Source organism: Azospirillum baldaniorum, assembly GCF_003119195.2.
In the GTDB taxonomy this organism is placed as follows: domain Bacteria; phylum Pseudomonadota; class Alphaproteobacteria; order Azospirillales; family Azospirillaceae; genus Azospirillum; species Azospirillum baldaniorum.
Map to the genome: position 1 here is coordinate 2,610,323 of NZ_CP022253.1, position 26,917 is coordinate 2,637,239.

Genomic DNA, 26,917 nt, shown 5'->3' on the forward strand with positions numbered 1-26,917 from the left:
TCAGGCGCCGAGTTCATCGCGCAGGGACCGGTGGAGCGCGGAAGCCTCCTCCAGCCATCCGAGGCGCATGGCGGCGACCGAGGAGCGCAGCAGCCGGGTGTAGGGATGACGGGGAGCCCCGAGGACCTGCGCCGTGGGGCCTTGTTCCACGACTTCGCCGTTGCGCAGGACCATGATCTTGTCCGACATCGCAGCCACTGCGGAAAGGTCATGGCTGATGAACAGGATGCCGATGTTCAGCTCGCGCTTGAGTTCGTTGATCAGGTCGAGGACCGATGCCGCGACGATGTTGTCGAGCGCCGAGGTGATTTCGTCGCAGATCAGCACGTCCGGCCGGGCGGCGAGAGAGCGGGCCAGGTTGACCCGCTGCTTTTCACCACCGGACATCTGGCTCGGCTTGCGGTCGACGTAATCGGCGGGCAGATGGACCTGTTCCAGAAGTTCGCGTATCCGCTCGGCGCGGCGCTCTTTGGAGCGTTCCCCGAAGAACGTCAACACCTGTCCGAGGATGCGGCCCACCGTGTGGTGGCGGTTCAGGGACGTGTCGGCCGACTGGAAGGTGATCTGGACGGCCCGGCGCATGGGGAGGGGACGCTTGAGCACATCCCGTTCCATCAGCCGCCCGTTGACCAGGACGTCGCCGTGGCTGGGTTGGACCAAGCCGGCGATGGCACGGGCCATGGTGCTCTTGCCCGACCCGGACTCGCCGACCACCGCCATCATCTCGCCGCCGTTCAGGGTCAGCGACGCACCGCTGAGCGCCTTCACCGCGAAACCGCCGGTGTCGTAGCATACGGCCAGATCGCGAACCTCCAGAAGTGGCGTCCGGTCCGTCCTGTCAGATGGAGATGCCGCTGTCGCGCTGGCGGCGACGGTTTCCGCCATGGTCCCGGATTCGGCATCGAAACCGCGATGCATCTCCAGGAGCTGCCGCGTGTACGGGTGTTCGGGATGATGGAGGATTTGCTCGACCGTGCCACGCTCGACCACCTCGCCGTTGCGCATCACCAGGATGTGGGTGGCGACCTGGACCACCTGGGCGATGTCGTGGCCGACCAGGATGGCGGCGGTCCCGCTGGCGCGGATCCCGGTGTCCAGGGCCTTCAGCACCTCCACCTGGGTGGTGGCATCGAGGGCGCTGGTCGGTTCGTCACAGATCAGAATCTCGGGCATTTCATGCAGGCCCATGGCGATCATGAACCGCTGCAATTGCCCGCCGGAAACCTCATGGGGGAATCGGTTGTAAAAGGCTTCGCCGGTGGGCAGGTCAAGAGTCCGATAGACCTCCCGTGCCCGGGCGTGGGCCGCGTCGGGGGACATGGTGTGATGGATACGGCTGCTTTCCGTGACCTGGCGGTCCAGCCGGATGCGCGGGTTGAAGGAGACCGCGGCACTCTGGGCGATGTAGGCCAGCTTGCGGCCACGCAGGCGCGCCAGTGCCCGCCGGCTCATCCGCAGCAAATCCTGGCCTTGGAAGAGCACCTGCCCGGAAACGTGGCGGACGCCCGGCCGCATGTGCCCCAGGGCGGTCAGCGCCAGGGTCGTTTTCCCGGACCCGGATGCCCCGATGAGCGCCAGGATCTGGCCATGTTCCAGGGTCAGCGAGACGTCCCGCAGAATGGGCTTCCCGCTGTCCGCGGACAGATTCAGATTCTGGATACGGAGAAGCGTCATACCCCGCCTCCCTTCTTTTCACGTTCCTGCAAGCCGTCGACGAACAGGTTCAGCAGGACGGAGACGACCGCGATGGAGAGAGCCGGATAGATCGGTGCCCAGGAACCGATTTGCAGGCCGTCCAGATTTTCGCGGACGAGTCCGCCCCAGTCCGCCATCGGCGGCTGCACGCCAAGACCAAGGAAGCTCAGGCCGCTCATGAAGAGGATGGCGAAGCTCAGGCGCAGGGCGAAATCCGCGGTCAATGGCATGACCACATGCGGCAGCATCTCGCCGAACAGAAGCCACCGATTGCCCTCGCCGCGGGCACGGGCCACGGTGATGAAATCCTGAGCGATCAGGTCTTGCCCAAGCGCGCGGGCGATCCGGAACACGCCGGCGGCATAGACCACGGCTGTCAGAACCACGATGGCGACGAGGGACGGGCCGGTCACGGCGAGCACGACGAGACCGGCAATGATCTTGGGAACGGACAGAACCACGTCGACGATCCGGCTGACGACCGCATCGAACCATCCGCCGCGCAACGCCGCCAGCAGACCCAGCGTGTCGCCGATCAGGTGGGCGAGAATGGTGCTGAGCAAGGCCATGCCAAGGGTGACGCGGCCCGAGCTGAGCAGCCGCGCCAGCAGATCGCGGCCGAGGAAGTCGGTGCCCAACCAGTACTCGTCGGACGGCGGAACGAAGCCGTCGCTGCTCAGAAAAGCGTCGGGGTCGTGCAGCGGCAACAGCGGTGCCGCCAGAACGGCGAAGGCGACCAGCAGCAGGAGGGCGACGACAACCGACAGCAGCGTCGGCCGGAACAGGCTTTTGAGCTGGGAGGGTGTCTGGTGCGGCATCATGAGGAAGCCCCCGGTTCCTTGCGGCTGTCGAACAGCTTGGCGACGATGTCGGCGACCATGATCAGGCCGATGTAGGCGGCCGAGAAAATCATTGCGCAGGCCTGGACCACCGGCAGGTCGCGCGCCTGAACCGAATCCGCCATGAGCCGGGCGAGGCCGGGGAAGGCGAAGATGGTTTCGACGATCACCACGCCACTGATGAGGTAGGCGACATTCATCGCGATGATGTTGATCAGCGGGCCGACGGCGTTGCGCAAGGCGTGGACCGTGATCACGCGGACCGATCCGGCGCCTTTCAGCCGGGCCGTCTCGACATAAGGCTGCGTCAGGATGTTGCCGACCACGGCGCGGGTCATCCGGGCGAGCTGCGCGGTGACGATGATGGTCATGGTGGCCAACGGCAACAGCATGGATTTGATCAGGGTCAGGACCCCCGAGCCGGGCGTCACGTAAGAGATTGCCGGCAGCCAGCGCAGATGGATCGAGAAGACGAGCACACCCAGCGTGGCGACCAGGAATTCCGGCGTCGCGCACAGACCGACGATGACGATGGTCCCGACCCGGTCCAGACGGGTGCCCTTGTGGACAGCCAGGACCATGCCGATCAGCAAGGCCAGGGGAACCGAGACCAACGTGGTCAGCCCGGCCAGCGTCAACGTGTTGGACAGGCGTTCGGACAACATCACGCTGACGGGTTGACGGGAGGTCATCGAAACGCCCCAGTCGCCATGAAATATGCCCCACAGCCAAGCCAGATAGCGAACCGGTGCGGGCTGATCCAATCCCAGTTCGGCCCGCAACGCAGCCACGTTCTCGGGGCTGGCCGACTGTCCAAGCATGATTTGCGCCACATCGCCGGGCAACATCTCGCAGCCGACGAAAATGAGCAGGGAGATGACCAGCAGCAGGACGAAGCCTGCTGCCAGCCGCTTGACGATGAATCTGATCACGGTGAGACCTAGCGCTTACGAAAGCCAGACCTGATCGGAGAACCGGAAGCCGGAAAAGTTTCCGATCTGGTTGGGTGTAAGCCCCTGGATGCGGCTTGAAACACCGTCGAGATAGCTCAGGAAGACCGGCATCGTCACCGCACCGCAGTTGTGCAGGATCTCCTGGATCTCATGGTACATGGCGATGCGCTTGTCCACATCCAGAGTGGCCCGAACGCCGTCGATGAGAGAGTCCAGGCGCGGGTTGCCGTAGTGGGAGAAGTTCCACTGCGAGCCGCTCTTCCAGGTCACGTTGAGCAGCAGATGCGGCGTCGGACGGGGGAAGAAGTTGGTTGCGAAGAAGCGGCGCTTGCCGGCGACGGCGGTCCAGTAGCTCTCCGAGGGCTCGCGCCGCAAGGTCAGGTTGAGGCCTGCCTGGGCGGCGGAGCGCTGCAGAAGCTGGGCGATTTCGACGCTGTAGACCACCCCATCGCTGACCGAGAGTTCGAGCGGGGTCCGCCCGATTCCCGATTTCTTCAGGTAATGCTTGGCTTTGTCGAGATCCAGTTCGCGCTGTGGCAGGTTGGCGTTGTAGTAGGGGCTCATCTTGCCGACCGGATGGTCATTGGCGACGGAGCCGTGGCCCTTGAGCACGGTTTCGACGATCTTCGGGCGGTCGAACATGTTGGCGATGGCCAACCCGAGGTTCGGGTCGAAGTTGGTAGCGGCGTCAAACTGATACCCGGCGTAGCGGGTGCTCGGCGTCTCGAAGATCTTCGTGGACGGGTTCGCCGCGACTTGATCGATGCCCGCGCCTTTCAGGTCCGCGGCCATGTCGATGTCGCCGGACAGCAAGGCGCTGACCCGTGCGTTGGCATCGGTGATCGAGATCATCTCGATCTCGTCCAGGTAAGGCTGACCGTCCTTCCAGAAATTGGTGTTGCGAGTCAGCACGGTGCGAATGCCGGGCTGGAACTCCGCCATGACGAAGGGGCCCGTGCCGATCGGCTTGGAAAAGTCCTCTGTGCCGTCCTTCACCACGCAGAACTGCAGCAGGCCGAGCAGAACGGGCAACTCGACGTCCGCCTCAGCCAAGCGGACCAGAATGGTATCGTCACCTTCCGTGGTCACCGCGGCGATATTGGCCACCAGAGGCTTCGCCGACGAGGCCTTGCCTTCGTTCTTGTGGCGCATGATGGAGAACGCTATGTCCTGAAGCGACAGGGGCTGGCCATCGCTGAATTCCACGCCCTTGCGGATCTTGAAGCGCCATTCGGTGGCCGACGGGTTGGCTTCCCAGGACAGGGCAAGTTCCGGTTGCGCCTGGCCCGAGCCATCGACGCGGGTCAGCGTGTTGAAGACAGCGGACCCGCGGATGTAGTCGTTGGCGTTGGTGAAACGCGCACTGTCGAAGGTATCGTTGGTGCTCTGCTGGGCAAGGGCCAGCCGGACGCGGCCACCTTTCTTCGGCACCATTGCGGAGGGGCTGTTCGTTGTCCCGGCCGCTTGGGCGATGACGGGAATTCCCCCGAGCACGGCCGTCCCCATAGCGGTTCCGAACAAGGTGTGGAAATCACGCCGGCTGATTTTTGAAAAATTCATTCTCTGTTCTCCCTGTTACTTCCTCCGTGTATGGAACAGGGCGACAAGCGTGGGAAGCGAGTTCGTAACAGACTGATAATAAATGATTTGTTTGCTTTGGCGGGGTGCTGTATACCGGCTGCATGGGGGTAATCATAACCAAGGCGCATGATATGAAGCGGGTTTTGCCGCCAACGAACCTCTTTTTGGCTTTTGAGGCGGCTGCGCGGCACCGGAATTTTTCGCGCGCAGCGGAGGAATTGGGAATTAGCCAGCCTGCTGTCAGCCGGGCTGTGGCGTCCCTGGAGGAGGCCATCGGTGTGAAGCTGTTCTTGCGGTCAGGGCCGCGCGTGCGTCTGACCACGCGCGGCGCCGAGCTGAGCGGGTTGATGTCCAACAGCTTCGACGCCATCGAAAAACTGATTGCGTCGTGGAAGGACAAGGAGAGCGGGCGGAAGCCGGTGCTCTTGTCCATCTCTTCATCGATGGCCGCACATTGGCTGATTCCGCGGCTGTTCGACTTCCGGCTGGCGTTCCCCGACGTGGACCTGCGCTTCGAGCTGATCGCCGGAGGTGTCGGGCAGAGTCCGGTTCGGGCTGATCTTGGCTTGCGCCGCTTTCCAGAAACGGCCAAGGCTCCTCCAGAGAGCCACTTCCTGGATGAGATCATCCAGCCGGTGGCCGCGTTGGACTACATAAAGCGCATGGGAACGCTCGACCAACCGCGGCGCAACCGGACGCACACCTTGATCACCCTCAGCGCTCACTGGTGCGACTGGGATACGTTCGCCCGCCTCGCTGGCTTGGAATTGCCTCCGAACCACAAGACGATGGTTTTCTCCGATTATTCGGTGGCGCTTCAGTCGGCCTTGAACGGGCAAGGGATCGTCCTGGGATGGCTGTCGGTGACGTCCCGATTGCTTCGCTACCGCTCACTTCTGGCGGCGTCTGACAAGGGTCTCAACACCCGCGCGACATTCAACTTCATACTTGGTGATCAAACGCCGGTGGGGAGTATTGCGGGAGATGTGCGCGAGTGGTTGTGCGCAGAGGTCGGGAAGGACGTAGCGAAGATCGGTAAAGGGGGACGGCTGCACTCCTTCGAGTGCCATGTTCTAGTCTCCTGATGGGAGATCTGTGCGGGAGTTTGAACCCCGCCGGGTTTTCCGGACCGGATGACTATGGATGCAGGGCCGGGAACGGCGAAACCACCACCGATCAAAGCCCACCTGAGCGGTTCTGACGCGCGACAAAACGCCAGTGACTTCCGGCTGGTCGGAGGCCACAGAAGGCGACGAAAGCCGCGCGAGACCAGTTGTGGAATGGATATGGCGGCGGTGACAGCACCTCTCGTCCGGAAAGGATCACTGGCAGATCGACGACATGGCAACAAGCCAAAGGCCACCCGAGGACGCTTTTCGCATGAACTGCCCGCATTTCGCACAAACCACCCGACGGCGACGTCCTCCACGATGGTCGACCGGTGACGGAAGCCAAAGGATGCGTTGCTAGGATTGCACCCCTAAAGCGTTGGCGCATAAGGCGAAGACTCGAACCGGGTCAGTTTTATTGTGGAAACGGGGTCACGCCGGTTCGGGCGAATTCAGCCTGTTCAATACGTTAATAGGGTCAGTCCATCTGTGGCCTGACATAGATTCGTCGGTGCTCGCAGCCCATCAGCCGGCGCTCGGCCATACTGACACCGATCCCGCGGGCCACGCTGCCGCGCAGCCCCTCAATCTCCGCCCCGAGGCTGCTCCAAGCGGGGCACGCCGAAATCGGCGAGAATGGCGTCGATGGCCGCGCGGTTCCGATCCAGCGCGCCACTGACAAGGTCATGGAACGCCCGGTCCCCGCGCCGCAGCCCCATGGAGATGTCGAAGGCCATGGGAAACAGCGGGCCTTCGGCGGGCGGCGCGACCGGGGTGAGAGCCAGCGGAACCGGCTGACGACCGGCGTAGTAGCCGGCAACCGGCCCCCAGACGATGGCAACGTCCACTGCCCCGCTGGACACCGCCTCCACGATGCCCGCCGCCCCGTCATCACGGCTGTAGTCGCCGTAAACCATGTAGCCGCGCACGTTGTCGACAATGCCCCGCCGCGTCAGCGCGTGCGCCGGCGGCGTGTTGGCGAAGTCGTCGCCGATCATCTGCACGCCGATGCGCAGGCTCCGCAGGCGCGGGTCGTCGAAAGAGGTTATGACCGGCCCGTCCTGCGCCTTCGCGACGAACACATAGCCGGAGCGGTAATAGGGGGCTGTGGTGGACACCATCTCCAGGCCGCTCGGCACGCCGGGGATGAGGTCGCACAGCCCCTCCTTCAACGTGTTGCGAATGAAGCCGCGCCGTTGCGGCCACCATGTGTAGGCGACCGGAACGCCGAGGTCGGCGGCCAGAAGCTCCACGATCCTGTTCTCGAACCCCTCGCGACGCTCGTTGGAGAAGGGAAGGTTGTTCGGGTCGGCGCAGACGCGCAGTTCCTGGATGGGGCCGGCGCCGGCGGGTCCCGTGAGCAGCAGGCACAGCGCGAGGACCGTCCGGAACATCCCCAACCCCCTCACTTCAAGGTGTAGAGAAAGGCCGCGATGTGCCGCGCGTCCTCCTCGCTCACGCCCAGGGACGGCATGGCGGTTTTCGGGTCGACGCCCTGCGGATCGCGGAGCCACAGGACCAGATTGTCGGGTGTGTTCTGAAGCACCCCCGCCACATAGACCCGGTTGGCGATGCCGCCGAGCGGCGGACCGACGACGCCGTTGGCCCGCTGCACGCCCGGAATGCTGTGACAGGACCCGCAGCCGTAGCGCAGCACCGCCTCCCGCCCCGCGGACGGGGAGCCGCCGGTGAGGTCCGCGGCCCGCCGTTCCAGCTCCCACCGCTGGTCCTCCCAGGCATAGGCGGCGATCCCGGCGGCGCTCAGCGCCAGCAGCGCGGACACCACAGCGACGGAACGCAAGGAGAGGGTCGCGATCATCGCTCGCATCCCGTCAGGAACACGGCCGCGAGCGCCTGCGCCAGAATCACCAGGATGAAGAAGGCGGCGGTTCCGGCGCTGAGCCCCGCGACGAAACGGCGGTTGCCGGGATCGGAGTCCCAAGCCCGCCCTTTCCCAGGCTGGCGGGCGCGCCAGGAGACGAATCCGGCGACCGCCGTGGCCGCAGCCAGCAGCAGTCCCAGCGCCACCGCCGGCCAGCCGCTGCTCTGCGCGCAGGTCCAGGGCACGAGGGCGCTGCCCCCCTGCTGTTGCAGGAAGGCGGCCACCGGGCCGGTGGCAAGCCCGGCCCAGATGCCGAAACGCCGTGTGCTGTGCTCGGCGGACGGCATGGCGTCTCCTCACGCGAACCGTGGGACGAGGTAGAGCAGCGCGTAGATGGGAACCCAGGCGCCGACCACGAAGTTCCAATACAGGGCGTTGTCGGTGACGTCGCCCATGCGCCGGGGGTCCTTGCCGTGCCTGGTGAGCATCAGGACGGCCAGCACCGCCGTGTCGCCCACGTCGGTCAGCAGGTGAACGGTGTGCAGGCCGAGGATCGTCCAGAGGATGGAGCCGTAGGCGTTGCTGTCCCACAGCGCGTTCAGCACCGTGAACTCGAACCAGCGGATGCCCAGCGTGACGAGACCGACCGCCAGCATCACCAGCACGGCGCGGCGCGTGCCGCGCAGGTCCGATGCCTCGCCCACCCGCTTGGCCCAGACGTTGGGAACCAGACTCAGCAGGAGAGCCGCGGTCATCAGCGTGCCCCAGGTCATATCGGGCGGGGGCATGCCCGGCGGCCAATGCCGGAACTGCATCATGATGTAGAGGTAGGTGAAGCCGGCTAGCACGAAGGCGAAGCCCTCGATCAGCATGAAGCCCATCGTGCCCCACCAGGTCAGGGTGCTCGGCCCGTGGCCGTGGGTGGGCAGGTCGGACACGTCTCGGACGAAATGCCGCTCGCTCATGATTCCACCACCGGTTCCGGAGGGGTGTGGCGCCGCTTCGGCCAGAACCAGCCGACCAGCCCGACCGCCAGCGGCACCGCCCCCCAGACCAGCGCCCATGGCGTGAAGATCGAACCGATGAACAGCACCGTCACCGCCAGGGCGGACAGCAGCGGCCAGATGGTCGGGCGTGGCGAGGGCTCCCGCAGGTCGGGATGCGCGTCCAGGACGGTGGTCAGCAATACCTCGCGCTCCTCCACCCGCAGGCCGTGGACCATGCCGAGCGGTCCGGCCTTGTCCCACAGCGGCTCCAGCCCCTCTACGACGGGTATGTGGGCGAAGTTGTAGCTGGGCGGCGGCGAGGCGGTCGCCCACTCCAGCGTGCCGGCGTTCCACGGGTTCGGGCCGGCGATGCGGCCGCCGCGCAGGCTGACCAGCACGTTGACGAGGAACAGCGCCACGCTGGCCGCGATCAGCAGGGCGCCGAGCGTGGCCGTCAGGTTCAGGTCCGCCCAGCCCAGCTCCGCCGGGTAGGTGTAGACGCGGCGCGGCATGCCCATCATGCCCAGCAGATGCATGGGGAAGAAGGCGACGTTGAAGCCGATGAAGAACAGCCAGAAATTCCAGCGCCCCAACCGTTCCCCCAGCATCCGGCCGGTGATCTTGGGAAACCAGAAATAGAAGGCCCCGAACAGCGGGAAGACCGCCCCGCCGATCAGCACGTAATGGAAATGCGCCACGACGAAATAGCTGTCGTGCACCTGGAGGTCGAAGGGGACGGAGGCCTGCATGACGCCGGTCAGCCCGCCCAGCACGAAGATAACGATGAAGCCCACGATGAAGAGCAGCGGCACCGTCCATTGCGGCCGGCCGTCCCACAGGGTGGCGATCCAGCAGAAGATCTGGATGCCGCTGGGGATGGCGATCATCATGCTCGCCGCCGTGAAATAGCCGCTGGCGAGGTGCGGCAGGCCGGTCGCGAACATGTGGTGGACCCACAGCCCGAAGCCGAGAAAGGCGGTGGCGACCAGCGCCAGCACCATGGGCACGTGCCCGAACACCGGCCGCCGTGCCATGGCGGCGACGATGCTCGACACCATGCCGAGCGCCGGCAGGAAGATGATGTAGACCTCCGGATGACCGAAGAACCAGAACAGGTGCTGCCACAGCAGCGGGTCGCCGCCTTCCGCCGGGTTGAAGAACTGCGTGCTGACCAGCCGGTCCATGATCAGGAAGCTGCTGGCCAGCATCACCGCGGGCATGGCGAAGATGACCATGAAGGAGGTCACCAGCATCGACCAGACGAACAGCGGGATGCGGTTCAGGCCCATGCCCGGCGCGCGCATCTTGAAGACGGTGACGATGATCTCCACGGCGACGGCCAGGGCCGCCACTTCGGTGAAGGTGATCATCTGCGCCCAGAAGTCGGTGCGCTTGCCGGGCGAATATTCCGGACCGGCCAGCGGCACGTAGCTGAACCAGCCGGTCTCCGGCCCCGTGTTCATCAGGAAGGCGACGACGATCATCACCCCGCCGAACAGGTAGACCCAGTAGCTGAAGGCGTTCAGCCGCGGAAAGGCGATGTTGCGCGTCCCCACCATCAGCGGCACGAGATAGACCGCCATCGCCTCCATGATCGGCACGGCGAACAGGAACATCATCGTCGTGCCGTGCATGGAGAAGAGCTGGTTGTAGCGGTCCGGCCCGACCAGCGTGTTTTCCGGCTGCGCCAGTTGCAGCCGCATCAGCAGGGCGAGGACGCCGCCCACCAGAAAGAAGACGAAGCCGGTGGCGATGTAGCGCCGCCCGATCCGCTTGTGGTCCACCGTGGTCAGCCACCCCCACAGCCCGGGCGGCGTGCCCCAGGTCCGCTCCAGCCGGCGCATGGTGTCCTCCTCAGCAAGGGAGGGGCCGTCGCGGAGTTCGGAGGAGGAGACGCCATCCCTGGGACCCATGACGCCCCTCCTTCACTTCAGGCTGTCGAGGTAGGCGACGAGCGCCTGCAGGTCCGATGGCGGCACGCCCACCAGCGGCATGTGGTTGCCGGGCTTGATGCGCTGCGGGTCGGCGATCCAGCCGGCGAGATTTCCCCGGTTGTACGGCAGGGCGCCCGCGGCGATGCTCCGCCGGCTTGCCAGATGCGTCAGGTCCGGCGCCACGGAGGCCGAGGCCGGCGTGCCGCGGATGCCATGGCACATCGTGCAGGCGGAGGTGAGGAACAGGGCCTGCCCACGCGCCTGCGCCTCGTCCGTGGGGGCGGGAGCGGGCGCCAGCTGCGCCTCCTTCCAGGCGTCGAACGCCGCTCGGGAGTGGACGATCACGTCCAGCGCCATGTGCGCGTGCTGAAGCCCGCAGAACTCCGCGCACTGGCCGCGGAAGGTCCCTTCGCGGTCGGCGGTCAGGAACAGTTCGTTGTCCCGGCCGGGGATCAGGTCCATCTTGCCGTGCAGGTTCGGAATCCACAGGCTGTGGATGACGTCAGCCGCCTTCAGCTTGACCCGCACCGGCACGCCGACCGGCAGGTGGATCTCGTTGGCCGTGGTGATGCTGCGGCTGGGGTCGTCGTTGGGATAGCGGACGGTCCACCACCACTGCTTCCCCTCCACTTCGACGACGACCTCCTCCCGGTTGGCGAGGTGGGTGAGGCTCTTGTCCACGGCGTAGCTCGCCGTGACGAAGACGAACAGGATCAGCACCGTGCCGGCGACCCACACGGCCAGCCCGTTGGTCAGCCGCCGCTCGCCCCCGGCCTGACGCGGCAGAGTTCCGCCCGGCTCCACCCAGCGGTGCCGCCGCGCCAGCGCCCACAGCAGCCAGAGCAGGACGACGGTATAGACGAAGGCGCAGCCGGCGAGGAGAATCCACCCCATCACGCCGATCCGCGCGGCCTGCCCGCCCGCCGGGTCCAGCATGGATTGCGGGCCGGAGCAGGCGGTCAGGACGAGGAAGGGAACAACCCTCCCCGGTCTCGGCAAGGGAACGGGCGGCCCTCTCATGGCCCGCGTCCTTCCGACGACGGAGAGGCCACGCCACCCGGCTTCGGTGGGGTCACGGGCTGGTTCTGCTCGCCCGGCGTGACGGCCATGTGATCGTCGCGGCCGGGCGCGACGTCCTTGCGGACCTCGCGCTGCATGGAGCGGACATAAGCGGCGATCTGCCACAATTGCTGGTCGGGGATCTTGTTGCGGAAGGACGGCATGCCGTTGGGCCGCCCCTCGACGATGGTCGCGGCGATGTTCTCCAGCTCCCCGCCGTATATCCACACCGCGTCCATCAGCGGCGGTCCGATGTCGCCGCCGCCGTGGGCGTGGCAGCCCGAGCAGTTGAACCATTCGAACAGGCGCTTGCCTTCCGAGACGTGGTAGGCGTTGCCCTCATATTCCCGCCTCTGCGGGGGAGGTGGGCTGGGAGCGCCGGCGTAGAGCGTGCCCTGCACGATGGCGCCGGGCTTGACCTCCCCCACCGGCTCGCCACGGTAGCTGCGCTCCTCCCGCTCGCAGGCGGCGAGCAGCAGGGCGCCGAGCAGGGCGAGGCTAACGGCGCTGCGGGAGAGCGAAGACATAGAGCATCCCTCCCTTGGTGGTCCGCTGCGGCAGGTCGGAGACGGCGTTGACGAAGCCCTTGGCGGCGCTGGCGTCGTGGGGGTCGAGATCGCCGGCCACGATGGCGCCGGCCCAGCCGCCCACGCCCGACAGGATGGCGATGTACTGCCGCCCGTCGGGCCCGCGGTAGCTGATCGGCTGCCCGATGATCCCGGACCCGGTTTTGAACCGCCACAGCAGCTCCCCGCTGCCGGCGTCCACCGCCTTGAACCACCCGTCCATGGTTCCGTAGAAGACGAGGCCGCCGGCGGTCGCCAGCGCACCGGACCACAGCGGCAAGTCCTCCTTGAGTTCCCAAACCTTCCTGCGCTGTGCGGGGTCCCAGGCGGTGAAGGTGCCGCGGTGGCCGCCGGGGCCGGCGTACATCTTGACGTTGGCGCCGACATAGGGCGTGCCGGCGATGTAGTTCGCCTCGACGCTCTCCCAATCCATGCACAGGTTGTTGTGCGGAATGTAGACGTTCCCGGTCTTCGGCGAGAAGGCGGACGGGTTCCAGTCCTTGGCGCCCGGCGCGGTCGGGCAGATGTCGCGCACCACCTTGCCGACGCGCGGATGCTTCTCCTCGTTGTATTCAATCAGGCCGGTCTTCAGGTCCACGCCCTTGGTGCTGTTGGCCGGGAAATAGGGGTCGGCGGCCAGCACCTCCCCGCTGCTGCGGTCGATGACGTAGAGATAGCCGTTGCGCTCCGGCCGGATCAGCACCTTGCGGGGCTGCCCCTGCCAGGGCAGGTCGAGCAGAATCAGCTCGTTGATGCCGTCGTAGTCGTACAGATCGTGGGGCACCGCCTGATAGAACCAGCGGGCCTGCCCGGTATCGGGGTTGCGGGCGAAGATGCCGCCGGTCCATTTGTTGTCGCCGGGCCTCTGCTCCGGGTTCCAGGGGCCGGGATTGCCGGTGCCGTGGTAGATCAGGTCAAGCTCGGGGTCGTAGCTGATCCAGCCCCAGACCGTGCCGCCGCCGATCTCCCAGGCGTTGGGCGGCCATGTGCCGACGCCGAGGTCCTTGCCCTTTTCCTTGTCGTAGAAGGGTTTGTAATCGTCCCCGATCAACACGTCCTGATCGGGGCCGGTGTTGTAGGCACGCCAGACAATCTTGCCCGTCCCGGCATCGAGCGCGGTGATCCAGCCGCGCACCCCGAACTCCCCACCCGCGTTGCCGACCAGCACCTTCCCTTTCACCACCAGGGGCGCCATGGTCATGGTCTCGCCCTTGTTGATGTCGCCGAGCTTGGTGCGCCACACCTCCCTCCCCGTCTCCGCGTCCACGGCGACGGTCTGGGCGTCCAGCGTGTTGATGAAGATCCGGCCGTCGGCGAAGGCAGGCCCGCGGTTCACGTAATCGCAGCAGGCGACCCCCTGCGCGGAGGCGGCCGGTCTGGGCTCGAACGTCCATTTGGCGGGAGCGCCGGGCTTGGTGAGGTCGAGAGCGTAGAGTTTGTTGGGATAGGGGGTCACCACATACATGGTGTCGTTCACCACCAGCGGTGCCGCCTCATGCCCGCGCACGACACCGGTGGAGAAGGTGAAGGAAACCTGGAGGTCACGAACGGTGTTCGTGTCGATCTCGTCCAGTTCGCTGTAGCGGGTGCTGGTGTAGTTCTTGGCGGCCATCACCCAATTGCCATCGTCGGGCGGCGAGGCCGCCGGAGCGGCAATGGCTCTGGCGGGCACGCCCGGTTCCTGACCAAGCGCCGGAAAAACGGGGCCGGCCATTCCGGAGGCCATAAGCCAGAGAAGGATGAAGCACGGAGGCGATCGTCTCAAGATACGGGCCCCCCGAAAGGAATTCCCCAGTCCGGGAACCGTCAGCCAAGGGAAAAAGTTCCCTCGCTTGGGCCTTTTCGATCAAATTTCAGAGCAATTGATTTGAGAGAAAATTCATTGCCGCGGCCAAATCATAAAGCGGTCCATACAATGAATTTGCAGTGCAGATTAAAATGATGTGAGGGAAAGGGTCGCCCACCACATCATCTCAAGGCGTTCATGATTGCACGACCATCAATCTTCTCATCGCAAATCCGCCTGAACACGCAGTTGATGTTTTCCACCGGCTCAACCGAAGCGTAAACCTCCACTTTGCCGTCTCCAGCGAACGGCAAGGGGAGGTCAGACTGGCGACAAGCGATGCGGCATGGCAGGGCATTGGGCATGTCCACCAAGCCGTACCGCGGTGTCCGTTTTCCTGCCGGGATCTTCCGCAAGGCAGCTTCGGTGTCCCATTGCTCCGGCCTGGGCCTTGAGGCCGGACTCATAACCAATGGGCGACGGTTGCCACGATGTGGACGGCCACCTGACCCCCGGTCAGCAGGAAAGCGAGCAGCCGACCGCGCGGGACGATCCCGCTGATCACACGGCGATCATCAACGCGGGGCTTGCCACGGGTGTCGCGCGGAAGTTGCGGCTCAAGCCGCCCAAACTGCTCCACCATCAACCAGAACTGACCGTCGCTCAGTACAAAGCCCCTTTCCAGGACTTTGAATCCAACGATTCCATCCGCGAAAGTTCCTTTATGGGTGCGGACCCCAGGAGTGCACCCACAAAGCGTTGACGGATAAGGCAAATCCTTGAACCGGGTCGGTTTGATCGTGGAAGCAGGGTCACGCCAGATTGGCTGAATTCAGCCTTTTCATTACTTTAATAAGAATCAGTCTATCTGTGGACTGACATAGTCTCATCAGACATCACCTACGCCCACCATGGCCGAGGGTCCCGGGGTTCTGCCCGGCTCGTCATCGTGATCCCCGCGCTTCTCCGGCAAGCCAGTCGACGAAGCCGGCAACCAGGTTTCCGGGAGCGGCCTGACGTGGAATAAGCGCGACGTAACCCGTCCTCGGCACCCGGATCTCCGGCAGCGGCGTCATCAGCCTTCCGTTGGCAACGTCGATCTCGAGCATTGGCAACGGGCCGATCCCAATGCCAAGCCCATCTTCCACCGCCTGACGGGTCACGAAAAAGTGATCAAATATCTGGCGGGGATGCCCGGCAGGGTGTTCGAGCCCTGCCGCCTCCAGCCAGTTCGCCCAATCACCGGCGCGGGTTTCGCTTGCAAGCAGCGTATGTCCCTCGATGTCGGCGGGCTTCAGGATCGGCCGTTGCGCGAACAGCGCCGGGCTCATGATCAGCGTATCCACATCATCCAGCACCGGGACGACGCGATGGTGAGGCCATGCATCGTCCCGGGCAACGCCGCGCCGGATCGCCACGTCGACCCCACCGCGCAATTCCTCAAGCACGGTCGAAACCGTGGTAACCGCGACTTCGACCTGCGGATGATCGGCGTGGTACCGGTTGAGGCGCGGGATCAGCCAGCGCATCGCGAAGCTGGTCGGGGCGCTGACACGCAAGATGCGGCGCGCGTCGGGCCGGCCACACGCTTCCGCCGCGACAGCCAGGCGATCGAAGGAAAGGCCGACCTCGGCGGCGAAAATTCTCGCCATCGGCGTCGCGACCATGCGGCGCCCGTCCTTCATGAAAAGCCTCTGCCCGAGCCAGCTTTCGAGCGCAGCGATCTGGCGGCTTACCGCGCCATGGGTGAGGCCGAGTTCGGCCCCGGCTTCGGCATAGCTGCCGGTCCGAGCCGCAACCTCGAAAATGCGCAAGGCATTCAAGGGGGGAAGGCGGCGCATGTGCGATCCGTGAGAAAAACGAACGTTATTCGTGATGCAAAGCATACTAGTCGATGAAATCTCACACGTATACCATGCTGTTCAGATGAGCCCAGCCGAGCAATGCCCGTTGCATTTGCGAGAAATCCATCAACGATGAAATCAAGACATCGCAGCAATCAACAAAAGAGAAGTCTGGTGGGGGCATGCCTCGCCCACGCGCTGCACGACGGGTACACCGACGCTCTCTATGTCTTCCTGCCGGTATGGCAGGCGCAGTTCGGCCTTTCCTATGCGGCGCTTGCCATCGTCCGCGCTCTCTATTCCGGGACGATGGGTGGCCTGCAAATCCCGGCCAACCGGGCCCTCCGCGGCTTGTCGCCGCGAGCGGCGTTGATCCTGTCGACCGTCCTCGCATTGACGGGCTTGCTGATCATGGCGTCGCCGTTCGGCTTTGCGGGTCTTTGCATCGGCCTCGTGGTGGCCGGCGTCGGATCGAGCATCCAGCACCCATGTGGGTCCATGCTCGTCACCGTGAGTTACGGCGCGGCATCGCGACACCCGCTCGGCATCTACAACTTTTCGGGCGATCTTGGAAAAGCCGCGCTGCCGGCACTCGTCGCGGTGCTGCTGCCGACTCTCGGCTGGCAGCCGGTGCTGGGGCTGATGGCGGTGCTTGGAATCGCCCTGTCGGTCGTCCTGGTGCCGCTGGTGCCGGCGGCCCCCTCACCAGGACCGCCAAGACGGAGGCGGCTTCCGGCCAGGGCCGCGGCGGCTTCGGCATTCTGACGGTGATCGGCGCGCTCGATACGGCGACCCGCATGGGCTATCTGCTGTTTCTGCCCTTCCTCATCCATGGACAGGGTGGAGACTCGGCGACGGTCGGAATCGCGCTCGCCCTGCTGTTCATCGGCGGTGCGTTCGGAAAGGCGACGTGCAGCCGGCTCGGGGAGCGGCTGGGGGTCGTCGGCAGCGTCATGCTGACCGAAGCCGCAACGGCCTTGCTGATCACGGCGACGCTGCTCACGCCGTTGACGCCGACGCTCATCCTGCTGCCGCTGCTCGGCATCGTGCTCAACGGCACCTCTTCGGTGCTCTACGGCACCGTGCCGGAGCTTTCCGACGGCGATACGGGCCGGGCTTTCGCAGTTTTTTACACGAGTGTGATCGGTTCCGGAGGCGTTGCACCGATCCTTTACGGCGCGATTGCCGATCACAGCACCCAGACGATTGGTGTGCTGGCTTCGGCGGCGACCGCCGCCCTGATCGTTCCGCTTGTCCTGACGCTGAGGCCCCATCTGAGCAACTCCACCGCGGGACCGTACGGGCAGGCCGGCGTCTCCCGGCACCGGAGTTGAGGTGGATTGGCCAAGGCCGGCAATGAGCCGCCGGCATTCCGTCGCTTCCGGCCCCGCTCGAATTTCCCGCCACCGCATGAAGGTTCTTCCAATGAACACCATCCCTCAGGCGCCGCTGATTCTGATAACGGGCGGCGGGCGTGGCATGGGCGCGGCGACCGCACGGCTTGCCGCCGCCCAGGGCTACGATGTCGCAATCAGCTTCGTCGCCAACGAGTCCGCGGCCCGTGCGGTGGCGGCGGATGTGGAAGCTCTGGGGCGCCGGGCTTTGCCCGTGCGCGCCGACAGCGCGGACCCGGCGCAGGTCACCCAACTGTTCGCCGCGATCGACCGGGAGTTCGGCCGGATCGACGTCCTGGTCAACAACGCCGCGGTGCTTGCGCGGCAGTCCCGGACCGAGGATCTCGACTTCGAGCGGATGCAGCGCATTTTCGCGGTCAACGCGATCGGCCCGATCCTCTGCGCGCAGCAGGCAGCGAAGCGCATGTCGTATCGCCACAACGGGCGGGGCGGCGTGGTGATCAACATCTCATCGGCATCGGCCCGGCTCGGCAGTCCAAACGAATATGTCGACTACGCCGCCTCGAAGGGTGCCCTTGAAACCTTCACGACCGGCTTCGCCAAGGAGGTCGCGCGGGAGGGCATCCGCGTCAACTGCATCCGCCCCGGGCACATCTACACGGACATGCATGCGAGCGGCGGAGAGCCGGGACGGGTGGATCGAGTCAAGGACTCGATCCCCATGGGACGAGGCGGTCAGCCCGAGGAGGTCGCGCGGGCGATCCTATGGCTGGCGAGCGCCGAGGCCTCCTTCATCACCGGCACGTTCCTCGATGTCACCGGCGGCAAGTGAGCAACGGGATCGGCGTTGGGCCCTTCCCTCGACGAACCGTACCAACACAGATCATATCAGCGCCTCGGCCTGTGCGAGCGTCTGGCCCGCTGCATAGAGGACCCGCGCCCTGCTGATCGCTGCCGGGTACGCCGATGCCGACGACGGCGATACCCTGCGCAGCGATCCCGCGATCATCACCGCCCTGTTGGGATCGGTTGCCCTGCGCTTCGCACCAACGCCGCGAAGTCCTGTTCGGCGTGGTAGGAGGAGCGGGTCAGCGGGCTTGCCGAAACCATCCGGAAACCCTTGGCCCGTGCTACTCGTTCGTATTCGGCGAACTCCCCCGGCGGGGCGTAGCGCGCCACCGGGTGGTGGCGCGGCGTGGGCCGCAGATACTGGCCGATGGTCAGGAAATCGACGCCCGCCACCCGCAGATCGTCCATGACCTGAAGCACCTCGGCGCGCTCCTCGCCAAGGCCCAGCATGATGCCGGATTTGGTGAAGATCTCCGGGTGCCGGTTTTTGGCCTGATCGAGAAGGCGCAACGAGTGATAGTAGCGCGCCCCCGGCCGCACCGTCGCGTACAGGCGGGGCACGGTTTCCAGGTTGTGGTTGAAGACGTCCGGCCGGGCATCGGCGACGGTCTCGATGGCTCCCGTCTTGTTGCGGAAGTCGGGAGTCAGGATCTCGATCGTCGTCGTGGGCGAGACGGCGCGGACCCGTTCAATGCAACGCACGAACTGCCGGGCTCCGCCGTCCGGCAGGTCGTCGCGGTCCACCGAGGTGATGACCACATGACGCAGGCCGAGTTCCAGAACCGCCTCCGCCAGGCGGTCCGGTTCCTGTGGATCGAGCGCGTCGGGCCGTCCGGTCGCCACGTTGCAGAAGGCGCAGGCCCGCGTGCACACGCTGCCCAGGATCATCACCGTCGCGTGCCGCTTGCTCCAGCATTCGCCGATGTTGGGACAGGCGGCCTCCTCGCAGACCGTGTGCAGGGCATGCCGGCGAACGAGGGCGCGGGTGTCCTCATTGGCACCGGTGGACGGCGCGCGGGCCCGAAGCCAAGCCGGCTTCTCGGCCTGATGAACAAGCGCAGTGGGTGACGCGGGCATGGCCGTTAGCCCGCCGCGACGGCCGGGGCCGCCGGCTGCACGATGATCTTCATGTGCCGGTCCTTGTTGTGGACCAGCTCCTCGAACCCGCGCGAGACGATCATGTTCGTTTCCTCCAATTAAGTCGTTGCCAATTTTGCCGTTGAACGGTGCGCGTCGCCCCGATATCGCCGGGTTGCGGTCAGGCGAAGACCATCCCGCCGTCGACCAGCAGGGATTGGCCGGTCATGAAGTCGGAATCGGACGAGGCGAGGAAGCGCGCCACCCCCACCAGATCCTCCGCCGTCGAAGGACGGCCCAGCACGGCCCCGGCCGCGAAATGGTTGAACGCCTCGTCCTCGGCCGTCGTCAGGCCGGTGTCGCGGAAGCCCTTGTCGATGATCTTCCACATCTCCGTCGCGACGACGCCGGGGCAGATCGCGTTGGCGGTGATCTTCTCCTTGCCGAAGGCGCGCGCGGCCGCCTGGGTCAAGGCAACCACCGCGAACTTGCTGGCCGAGTAATGGGCAAGCGGTTCGTACCCCTGCTTCCCGGCGATGGAGGCGGTGTTGATGATCTTTCCACCCCCGCCTTGCGCGCGGAAGGTCTTGATCGCCTCCTGCATGCCGATCAGCACGCCCAGCGCGTTGACGTCGGTGACGAAACGCCAATCCTCCTCCGTGATATCGAGAAAAGGCTTGGTCTGGGCGACGCCCGCGTTGTTGAAGAGGACGTCGAGGCGTCCGAAGGAGGTGACGGCCGTGTCGATCATGCGGCGGACGGCGGCGCGGTCGCGGACGTCCACCGTGACCGCGACGGCGTCGCCACCCTTCGCGCGGATGGACTCCGCCACCGTCTTCGCATCCTCCTCCGTGCGATCGGCGATGATCAGCCGCGCGCCGTCGGCCGCGAGCGCGCGGGCCATGGTGGCGCCGATCCCGCGGCCGGCGCCGGTGACGATGATGCTCTTGTCCTTGAGGTTGGACATGGTGCGTCTCCAAGGGCCGGCTTGAGGGAGAGCCGCAAGCCGGCCGGACGGGTGGAAAGGTCAGGCGTTTTTCGTGACGTGGTCCTTGAGGAGGGTGTTGACCGTCCCGGCCGCCTCCATCTGCACCATGTGACCGGCCTTCGGGACCACCTCGACCCGCGCGGCGGAGCCCAGCGCCGTGGCGTGGGCGGCGGGAATGACACGATCCTCCGCGCCCCACACGACCAGCGTCGGCACCTTCGCGGCCCCGACCGCCTCACCGAGAAGGGCCGTCTGCTCCCCGTTCTCGAACATCGAGGACGCAATGGCCCGAAGCGCACCGTCCACGCCGTCCAGCCGCTTGTACTTCAGCAGGTCGTCGGTCATCTGGCGGCTGACGAGGCCGGCGTCGGCGAACAGGGTCTCCAGCACCGGCTTCAGGTCGCGGCGCGAGGTCGCATCGATGAAGCCGGCGATGTAGTCCTGGTTGATCTCCCGCCCCAGGCCGGCCGAGCAGATCAGCGACAGCGACACCACCCGCTCCGGCGCGTCGAGCGCCGTGCGCATGGACACCGCACCGCCCATCGAATGGCCGACCAGATGCGCGGCCTCGATGCCCACCGCGTCCATGAAGTCCCGCACCGCTTTCGACAGGCCGGTCAGCGTCGGGTCGGGCAGCGTCTTGGCGGACTGGCCGTGCCCCGGCAGATCCAGCGCGTAGACCGTGGCGCCCTCCGCCAGGGCGTCGATGGTGAACAGCCAGTTGTCGAGGTCGCCGCCGAAGCCGTGGACCAGCAGCACGGTCGTCGCCCCGTCGCCGCGCTTGGCGTAGCGGATGGTGCCCGCCGCCGTCTCGGCGAACTCGTAGCGCGGGCCGGCATCCGCCCCGTCCTCCTCGCCATCGGCGGCAGGAACGGCGTAGCCGGCGATGAAGGCGTCGATGTCGCTGTCCGGCACGTCGGGTTCAGCCAGCACGGCGATCAGCGCCTTCACCGGGTAGACGGTGCCGGGCTCGCCCAGCACCCGGCGCAGGACGCCGGTCTCGCCGGCCTCGACCACGTTGGTGATCTTGTCGGTCTCGACCTCCAGAAGGTCGTCGCCCAGGTTGACGGTGGCCCCCGGCTGCTTCAGCCAGCCGGTGACCTTGCCCTCCGACATGGACAGGCCCCATTTGGGCATGACGATGGGCTTGATACGCTCGTTGAGAGTGGTCATGAAAAAGCGGCTCCGGGATCAGGCGGCGAGGGTGCTGCGGGGCGAGGGGGCCAGCGTGCGGCGGACGGCGGCGGCGACGGCCTCGGCGCTGGGGATGTAGAGATCCTCCAGCGAGGGCGAGAAGGGCACCGGCGTGTGCGGCGGCGTCACCATCTGGATGCCGGACTTCAGCGCGCCGAAGGCGTTCTGCGCCACGAAGGCCGAAATGTCGGTGGCGAGGTTGCAGCGCGGGTGCGCCTCATCCACCACGACCAGCCGGCCGGTGCGCTCCACGCTGTCGATGATGGTGTCCCAGTCGATGGGCGACAGGGTGCGCAGGTCGATGACCTCCGCCTCCACCTTGTCCTTGGCGAGCGCGTCCGCGGCCTCCATGGCGCGGTGGACGGTCAGGCCGTAGCTGACGATGGTGACGTGATCGCCGTCGCGGAGCACGTTCGCCTCGCCGAAGGGGATGGCGTAGGACTCCGCCGGCACCTCGGTCTCATGGCCGTAGAGGTTCTTGTGCTCGCAGAAGATGACCGGGTCGTTGTCGCGGATCGACTGGATCAGCAGGCCCTTGGCGTCATAGGCGTTCGACGGGCAGACGACCTTCAACCCCGGGATGTGGGTGAACAGCGGGGTGAGCATCTGCGAATGCTGGGCCGCCGCGCGGAAGCCCGCGCCGACCATGCCGCGGATCACCACCGGCGTCTCCGCCTTGCCCCCGAACATGTAGCGGAACTTGGCCGCCTGATTGAAGATCTGGTCGAAGCAGACGCCCATGAAGTCCATGAACATCAGCTCCGCGACCGGGCGCATGCCGCAGGTGGCGGCGCCGATGGCGGCACCGATGTAGGCGGATTCCGACAGGGGCGTGTCCAGCAGGCGGTCGCCGTGCTTGGCGAACAGGCCCTTGGTGACGCCCAGCACGCCGCCCCAGGCGTCGTCCTCGCCGGGCGCGCCGGTGCCGCCGACGATGTCCTCGCCCATGAGGATGACGGTCGGGTCGCGGCGCATTTCGAGGTCCAACGCCTCGTTGATCGCCGTCTTCATGCTGATTTTGCGGGACATGGTGTTTCCTCCGGTGAATGCCGTTTTTTGGCGTGGGCCGCTCAGTAGGCGACGTAGACGTCTTTCAGCAGGTCGGCGGCGACGGGCAGCGGGGCCGCCTTGGCGCAGCGCACGGCGTCCTCGATCAGCGCGTTCACCTCGCGGTCGATGGCCTCCAGCTCGGCGGGGGCGACGGTGCCGGTTTCGGTCAGGCGCTGGGCGAGCAGCTTGATGCAGTCGCGGTTGGCGCGCAGGGTCTCCACCTCGCCCTTGGCGCGGTAGGTCTGGGCGTCGCCTTCGAAATGGCCGTAGAAGCGGACCATGTTGCATTCCAGCAGCGCCGGACCGCCGCCTTCGCGGGCGCGCCGGATGATCTCGCCGGCCGCCTCGTGCACCGCGAAGAAATCGGTGCCGTCCACCGTCACGCCGGGCAGGCCGAAGCCGGTGGCACGGTCGATGTAGCTGTCGCAGGAAACCGCCCATTCCATGGCGGTGGACTCGGCGTAGCCGTTGTTCTCGACCACGAAAACGACCGGCAGGTTCCACACCGCCGCGAGGTTCATGCTCTCTAGAAAGGTGCCCTGGTTCGACGCGCCGTCGCCGACGAAGGTGATGCCGACCCCGCCGTCGCCCCGGAACTTGGCGGCCAGCGCCGCCCCGCAGATCAGCGGCGCGCCGGCGCCCAGGATGCCGTTGGCGCCCATCATGCCCTTCGACAGGTCGGCGATGTGCATCGACCCGCCCTTGCCCCGGCAGGCGCCGGTGGAACGGCCGTAGATCTCCGCCATCATCTCGTGGACATCGACCCCCTTGGCGATGCAATGACCGTGTCCGCGATGGGTCGAGGCGATGCGGTCGTTGTCGTTCAGGTGCATCATGATGCCGGTGGCGCAGGCCTCCTCACCGGCGTAGAGGTGCACGAAGCCCGGAATGTCGCCCTTGGCGAAGTCGATGTGCAGACGCTCCTCGAACTCGCGGATGGTCCGCATGGTCCGGTAGGCTTGCAGCAGGTCCGCTTTGTCGAGTGGATAAGGATTGTTGGTCACGGACGTTTCTCCCTTGTCAGGTTTTTCAAAGGCAGGTTTTTAAAGGCGGGTTTTTCAAAGTTCGGCCGTGACCGGCGCCGGGGCGCCGGTCAGCAGCCTGTATTGGGCGGCGTGCTGCATGCAGCCGCCCACGTTCACGGTGCGGAAGGCGTCGTCCCGGAGCGTCAGGGACACGCGGTCTTGCGCCGAGAATGCGATTTCCCGCTCGCCGTCGAGCGCGATGGAGCCGGCCTTCACCTCCGGCACGAAGGGCACGCCGGCCGGCATGCGGCGCCAGTCAGCGACGCCGACCGAGGCCATCAGCCCCGGCGCGATGGGCGCGCGCAGCACCGTCATGCCGGACGCCGCCGTGCCGGGTGCGGGCGTGCCGAGACGCACCATCAGCCCGCCGCTCTCCTCCCGCGTCACCGGCTCCAGCAGGCCGGCAATGGCCGACATGCCGATGACCTCCGGGTCGGCGAAGGTGACGAACAGCTCGCGGAAGCTGTCCGGTTTCCACAGGGCGCGGGCCCCGACGTAGCGCTCGGTCACCAGGGCGACATCGACCAGCGCGATCTCCTCCACCCGGCCGTTGAGCGACACGTCGATGCGCTTGTTCGCCGCGAAGGCGATGTCCGCCGGCACCTGCCCGGTCACGGCCAAGCCGGTCGCCAGCCCGGTGATGGTCGGCTCGCGGTGTTCGGGAAAGGCGTTGTTGGTGCCGGTGGAGATGCCGGCCACTGGCACCGCCCCGCAGTGCGCCACCACGGCGCGGTGCGTGCCGTCGCCGCCCAGCACGACGATGGCGGCGACTCCCGCCCGGCGCATCCCGTCCGCCGCCCGATGGGTGTCGGCGACGGTGCCGGTGACCGGCATGGGCAGCGGGTGAATGGCGGGATAGGGCGCCTCGCCGTGCGCCGCCGCCCGTGACAGCCCGCGCGCCACATGACGCCCGATGCCGCCATGCTCCGGCATCATCAGGACGTCGGTGACCCCGCAGGCGCGCAGCGCGGCCAGCACCCGCAGGACGATGTTGGCGCGATCCGTGATCTGGAGGTTCGCCGCGTTCGCGACGACCCGGCGGATGTCGCGTGCGGATACTGGATTGGCAATGATGCCGATGACCGGTGCCACGCGTCCTCCCCTTCGCTTCGATGCTTTGAAGGGGTGTATGGCAAGAGCCGTGCCAAATGTGCGTGTGGCTGACTATCCTGGTTCCGCAACGGTTTGCACGACGAGTGGCGGTGTTGCGATCACCTCACCTGTTGCATGACCTGTTGCAGGGGCGTTGCAACAGGTGTTGCATGCCTCAATCCAGCCGGTGCGGTGGGACGATGCCGAAACGGCGCATCTGGCGGTGGATGGTCGAGCGGTCCACGCCCATGTCCCGCGCCGCCGCCGACACGTTCCAGTGCAGGCGGCGCAACACCTCGCGCAGGCGGACGGCGGGGTCAGCGCTGTCCGGGGCGGGCGTCGGAGCGCTCGCCGGCCACGCCTCGAACACGCCGCTGCGCTGCACGGGGTCGGGAATGTCCATCAGTTCGATCAGCCCGTCGGTGCAGACGGCGCAGGCGTAGTCGAGCGCGTTCACCAGTTCGCGCACGTTGCCGGGCCAGCCGTGGGCGCGCAGGGCCGCCAGCGCCGGAGCGGCGATGGTGTAGCCGATGCCGTCCCGCTCCGCCCGCTCGGCCAGCAGCCGGTCGATCAGCCAGTCGAGGTCGCCGCGCTGGCGCAGCGGCGGCACGGTGAACACCGCGCCGTTGAGACGGAAATACAGGTCGTCGCGGAACGTCCCGGCCTTGATCAGTTCGACCAGATCGCGGTGGGTGGCGGCAATGACGCGCACGTCCACCGACACCGCCTTGGTGCGGCCGATGGGGGTGACCTCCCGCTCCGCCAGGACGCGCAGCAGGCGTGTCTGCGAGGACAGCGGCATGTCGCCGATCTCGTCCAGGAACAGCGTGCCGCCGTCCGCCTCCAGGATCAGCCCCTTCTTCCCCCGCGACGTGGCTCCGGTGAAGGAGCCGGGCTCATAACCGAACAACTCGCTCTCGATCAGCGCCTCCGGCAGCGCGGCGCAGTTCACGGCGACGAAGGGCTTGGCCGCGCGCACGCTCGACTGGTGCAGGGCCTTGGCAAGGTGTTCCTTGCCGGTGCCGGTCTCGCCGTGGATCAGCAGGCTCATCCGCGTGTTCACCAGCTTCGCCGCGCGCGTCAGCACCGCTTTCAGCGCCGGATCATCCCCGCACATCGCCTGGAGCGGCTTGGGCAGGTTTCCCTCGTCCTCTTTGCGTGGACGCGGGACGGCGATGGCCGGCGGCGGCATCGCCTGCGCGAACAGGGGTGTCCCACTGCGCCGCAGATGGAGGGTGCGCTGGTCGGTAGGCAGAGAGCGCACGAACCGCACCAGATCGTCCACCTGGCAGTCGAACAGGTCGGAGAAGGATCGTCCGATGAGATCCTCCCGCCCCTCCCCCTCCCCGGCCAGCAATTGCCACGCGCGGTGATTGAAGCCGATGATCCGCCCGGCGCCGTCCAGCGCCATCACGAAGTCCGGATCGACTTCCGCGAACTCCTGGGAGGCGGAGAGCTTGACCACCCACTCCCGGCGGAAATTGTTGTAGAGGTTGGCATTTTCGATCTTGTGCGTGTAGGCCTTGACCAGTTGGAGGGCCAGATACTGGCTGATCTTGGGCTCCGGCGAACGGAGCGCGGAGATGTCCAGCACCGCCGCAAGCCCGCCGCCGCTGTGGAACACCGGGGCCGCTGTGCAGGTGAGGGGAATGTGGGTCGCGTCGAAATGGTCCGTCTGGTGGACGGTCAACGCCTCGCCCGTGGCGATGCAGGTGCCGACCGCGCAGGTGCCGGCCCGTCCCTCGTTCCAGTCCGCGCCGAGATAGAGGCCGGTCCGGCGCAGGTCGTCGTCCGACGCCCGGTCGCCGATGAAGTCGACGGTGACGCCGTTGCTGTCGGTCAGCAGCAGAGCGTAGCCCATGCCGGCCACTTGGTGATACAGCGCCTCCAGACCGAAGCGGGCCATGCGCAGGAACTCGTCCATCGCGTCGCGGTGCAGGCACAGACGCTCGTGCGGGAGGATGTAGGCCTCGCGCCGGACGGTCGGATCCAGCTTGTGGTCGGCCACGCACCGGCGCCAGGATGCGGTGATGATGGCGTCACGCTTCGACGCGATCCCTTCCGAGACGCGGACCAATTCGTTGATGTGCGCCGCTTTGGCGTTCTCCATCAG

General features: G+C 66.3%; 24 protein-coding genes and 1 pseudogene. 4 read left to right on the top strand and 21 right to left on the bottom strand.

The genetic code is table 11. The features are described from left to right. From Sp245p_RS12315 to Sp245p_RS12330, 4 genes are read right to left on the bottom strand one after another with little or no spacing between them, the layout of a single operon-like run. Positions 1-1,674 carry an ABC transporter ATP-binding protein gene (locus Sp245p_RS12315; protein WP_014239633.1) on the bottom strand — a complete coding sequence of 558 codons (1,674 nt, stop codon included), beginning with the start codon at positions 1,672-1,674 and terminating at the stop codon, positions 1-3. Further along, a complete protein-coding gene (locus tag Sp245p_RS12320; RefSeq protein ID WP_014239632.1) occupies positions 1,671-2,516 on the bottom strand; it encodes an ABC transporter permease in 846 nt (281 codons plus the stop codon). The genes Sp245p_RS12315 and Sp245p_RS12320 overlap by 4 nt, the downstream gene beginning before the upstream one ends. Continuing rightward, positions 2,513-3,466, bottom strand: coding sequence for an ABC transporter permease (locus Sp245p_RS12325; RefSeq protein ID WP_014239631.1), 954 nt, complete (start codon positions 3,464-3,466; stop codon positions 2,513-2,515). Before Sp245p_RS12325 ends, Sp245p_RS12320 begins: the two co-directional genes overlap by 4 nt. A 15-nt stretch (positions 3,467-3,481) precedes the next feature. Beyond that, positions 3,482-5,047, bottom strand: a complete 1,566-nt coding sequence (locus Sp245p_RS12330; protein ID WP_082188127.1) for an ABC transporter substrate-binding protein — start codon at positions 5,045-5,047, stop codon at positions 3,482-3,484. A 152-nt stretch (positions 5,048-5,199) separates the two neighbouring features. Here Sp245p_RS12330 and Sp245p_RS12335 point away from each other — a divergent pair, with 152 nt between their 5' ends. After that, positions 5,200-6,153 carry a LysR family transcriptional regulator gene (locus Sp245p_RS12335; protein WP_158310386.1) on the top strand — a complete coding sequence of 318 codons (954 nt, stop codon included), beginning with the start codon at positions 5,200-5,202 and terminating at the stop codon, positions 6,151-6,153. A 608-nt stretch (positions 6,154-6,761) separates the two neighbouring features. Here the strand turns inward: Sp245p_RS12335 and Sp245p_RS12340 are convergent. From Sp245p_RS12340 to Sp245p_RS12385, 10 genes and pseudogenes are all read right to left on the bottom strand, one after another. Continuing rightward, positions 6,762-7,571, bottom strand: a complete 810-nt coding sequence (locus Sp245p_RS12340) for a substrate-binding domain-containing protein (RefSeq protein ID WP_014239627.1) — start codon at positions 7,569-7,571, stop codon at positions 6,762-6,764. 11 nt (positions 7,572-7,582) lie between these two features. Next, complete coding sequence (locus tag Sp245p_RS12345) at positions 7,583-7,996, bottom strand: c-type cytochrome (protein ID WP_014239626.1); 414 nt, start codon at positions 7,994-7,996, stop codon at positions 7,583-7,585. Further along, positions 7,993-8,346, bottom strand: coding sequence for a hypothetical protein (locus Sp245p_RS12350; protein ID WP_014239625.1), 354 nt, complete (start codon positions 8,344-8,346; stop codon positions 7,993-7,995). Before Sp245p_RS12350 ends, Sp245p_RS12345 begins: the two co-directional genes overlap by 4 nt. A gap of 9 nt (positions 8,347-8,355) precedes the next feature. Continuing rightward, positions 8,356-8,964 carry a cytochrome c oxidase subunit 3 gene (locus tag Sp245p_RS12355; protein WP_014239624.1) on the bottom strand — a complete coding sequence of 203 codons (609 nt, stop codon included), beginning with the start codon at positions 8,962-8,964 and terminating at the stop codon, positions 8,356-8,358. Then, positions 8,961-10,898, bottom strand: a complete 1,938-nt coding sequence (gene ctaD, locus Sp245p_RS12360; RefSeq protein ID WP_014239623.1) for a cytochrome c oxidase subunit I — start codon at positions 10,896-10,898, stop codon at positions 8,961-8,963. Before ctaD ends, Sp245p_RS12355 begins: the two co-directional genes overlap by 4 nt. 12 nt (positions 10,899-10,910) lie before the next feature. Continuing rightward, entirely contained in the window at positions 10,911-11,939 is a 1,029-nt protein-coding gene (gene coxB, locus Sp245p_RS12365; protein ID WP_014239622.1) for a cytochrome c oxidase subunit II, read from the bottom strand. Beyond that, positions 11,936-12,505, bottom strand: coding sequence for a c-type cytochrome (locus tag Sp245p_RS12370; RefSeq protein ID WP_014239621.1), 570 nt, complete (start codon positions 12,503-12,505; stop codon positions 11,936-11,938). Before Sp245p_RS12370 ends, coxB begins: the two co-directional genes overlap by 4 nt. Beyond that, complete coding sequence (locus Sp245p_RS12375) at positions 12,477-14,216, bottom strand: methanol/ethanol family PQQ-dependent dehydrogenase (RefSeq protein ID WP_198421074.1); 1,740 nt, start codon at positions 14,214-14,216, stop codon at positions 12,477-12,479. Before Sp245p_RS12375 ends, Sp245p_RS12370 begins: the two co-directional genes overlap by 29 nt. A 661-nt stretch (positions 14,217-14,877) precedes the next feature. Then, positions 14,878-14,973 (bottom strand): annotated as a pseudogene (locus Sp245p_RS12380) (IS5/IS1182 family transposase); the annotation flags it as partial. A 301-nt stretch (positions 14,974-15,274) separates the two neighbouring features. Next, positions 15,275-16,171: a LysR substrate-binding domain-containing protein gene (locus Sp245p_RS12385; RefSeq protein WP_014239618.1), complete on the bottom strand. Its 897-nt coding sequence runs from the start codon at positions 16,169-16,171 to the stop codon at positions 15,275-15,277. A gap of 135 nt (positions 16,172-16,306) precedes the next feature. Between Sp245p_RS12385 and Sp245p_RS35695 the strand changes: the two genes are divergently transcribed. The 3 genes from Sp245p_RS35695 to Sp245p_RS12395 all read left to right on the top strand — a co-directional run bounded on the left by Sp245p_RS35695 (position 16,307) and on the right by Sp245p_RS12395 (position 18,361). Continuing rightward, positions 16,307-16,939: an MFS transporter gene (locus Sp245p_RS35695; RefSeq protein WP_246119761.1), complete on the top strand. Its 633-nt coding sequence runs from the start codon at positions 16,307-16,309 to the stop codon at positions 16,937-16,939. 32 nt (positions 16,940-16,971) lie between these two features. Then, entirely contained in the window at positions 16,972-17,508 is a 537-nt protein-coding gene (locus tag Sp245p_RS35700; RefSeq protein ID WP_246119762.1) for an MFS transporter, read from the top strand. Between the two features lie 91 nt (positions 17,509-17,599). After that, positions 17,600-18,361, top strand: coding sequence for a glucose 1-dehydrogenase (locus tag Sp245p_RS12395; RefSeq protein WP_014239616.1), 762 nt, complete (start codon positions 17,600-17,602; stop codon positions 18,359-18,361). A 176-nt stretch (positions 18,362-18,537) separates the two neighbouring features. Here the strand turns inward: Sp245p_RS12395 and lipA are convergent, their stop codons facing one another. The 7 genes from lipA to Sp245p_RS12430 form a co-directional block, all read right to left on the bottom strand. After that, positions 18,538-19,455: a lipoyl synthase gene (gene lipA, locus Sp245p_RS12400; RefSeq protein WP_014239615.1), complete on the bottom strand. Its 918-nt coding sequence runs from the start codon at positions 19,453-19,455 to the stop codon at positions 18,538-18,540. A gap of 181 nt (positions 19,456-19,636) precedes the next feature. Beyond that, entirely contained in the window at positions 19,637-20,422 is a 786-nt protein-coding gene (locus Sp245p_RS12405) for an SDR family NAD(P)-dependent oxidoreductase (RefSeq protein ID WP_014239613.1), read from the bottom strand. 60 nt (positions 20,423-20,482) lie between these two features. Continuing rightward, a complete protein-coding gene (locus Sp245p_RS12410; protein ID WP_014239612.1) occupies positions 20,483-21,616 on the bottom strand; it encodes an acetoin dehydrogenase dihydrolipoyllysine-residue acetyltransferase subunit in 1,134 nt (377 codons plus the stop codon). A gap of 18 nt (positions 21,617-21,634) precedes the next feature. After that, positions 21,635-22,666, bottom strand: a complete 1,032-nt coding sequence (locus tag Sp245p_RS12415) for an alpha-ketoacid dehydrogenase subunit beta (RefSeq protein WP_014239611.1) — start codon at positions 22,664-22,666, stop codon at positions 21,635-21,637. Positions 22,667-22,707: 41 nt separating this feature from the next. Next, positions 22,708-23,691 (bottom strand): thiamine pyrophosphate-dependent dehydrogenase E1 component subunit alpha, encoded by a 984-nt coding sequence (locus tag Sp245p_RS12420; RefSeq protein ID WP_014239610.1) that lies wholly within the window; start codon positions 23,689-23,691, stop codon positions 22,708-22,710. 54 nt (positions 23,692-23,745) lie between these two features. Then, on the bottom strand, positions 23,746-24,804 hold the full coding sequence (locus Sp245p_RS12425) for an ATP-NAD kinase family protein (protein ID WP_014239609.1): 1,059 nt from the start codon (positions 24,802-24,804) through the stop codon (positions 23,746-23,748). A gap of 175 nt (positions 24,805-24,979) precedes the next feature. After that, complete coding sequence (locus Sp245p_RS12430; RefSeq protein WP_014239608.1) at positions 24,980-26,914, bottom strand: sigma-54-dependent Fis family transcriptional regulator; 1,935 nt, start codon at positions 26,912-26,914, stop codon at positions 24,980-24,982. Positions 26,915-26,917: the final 3 nt, after the last annotated feature.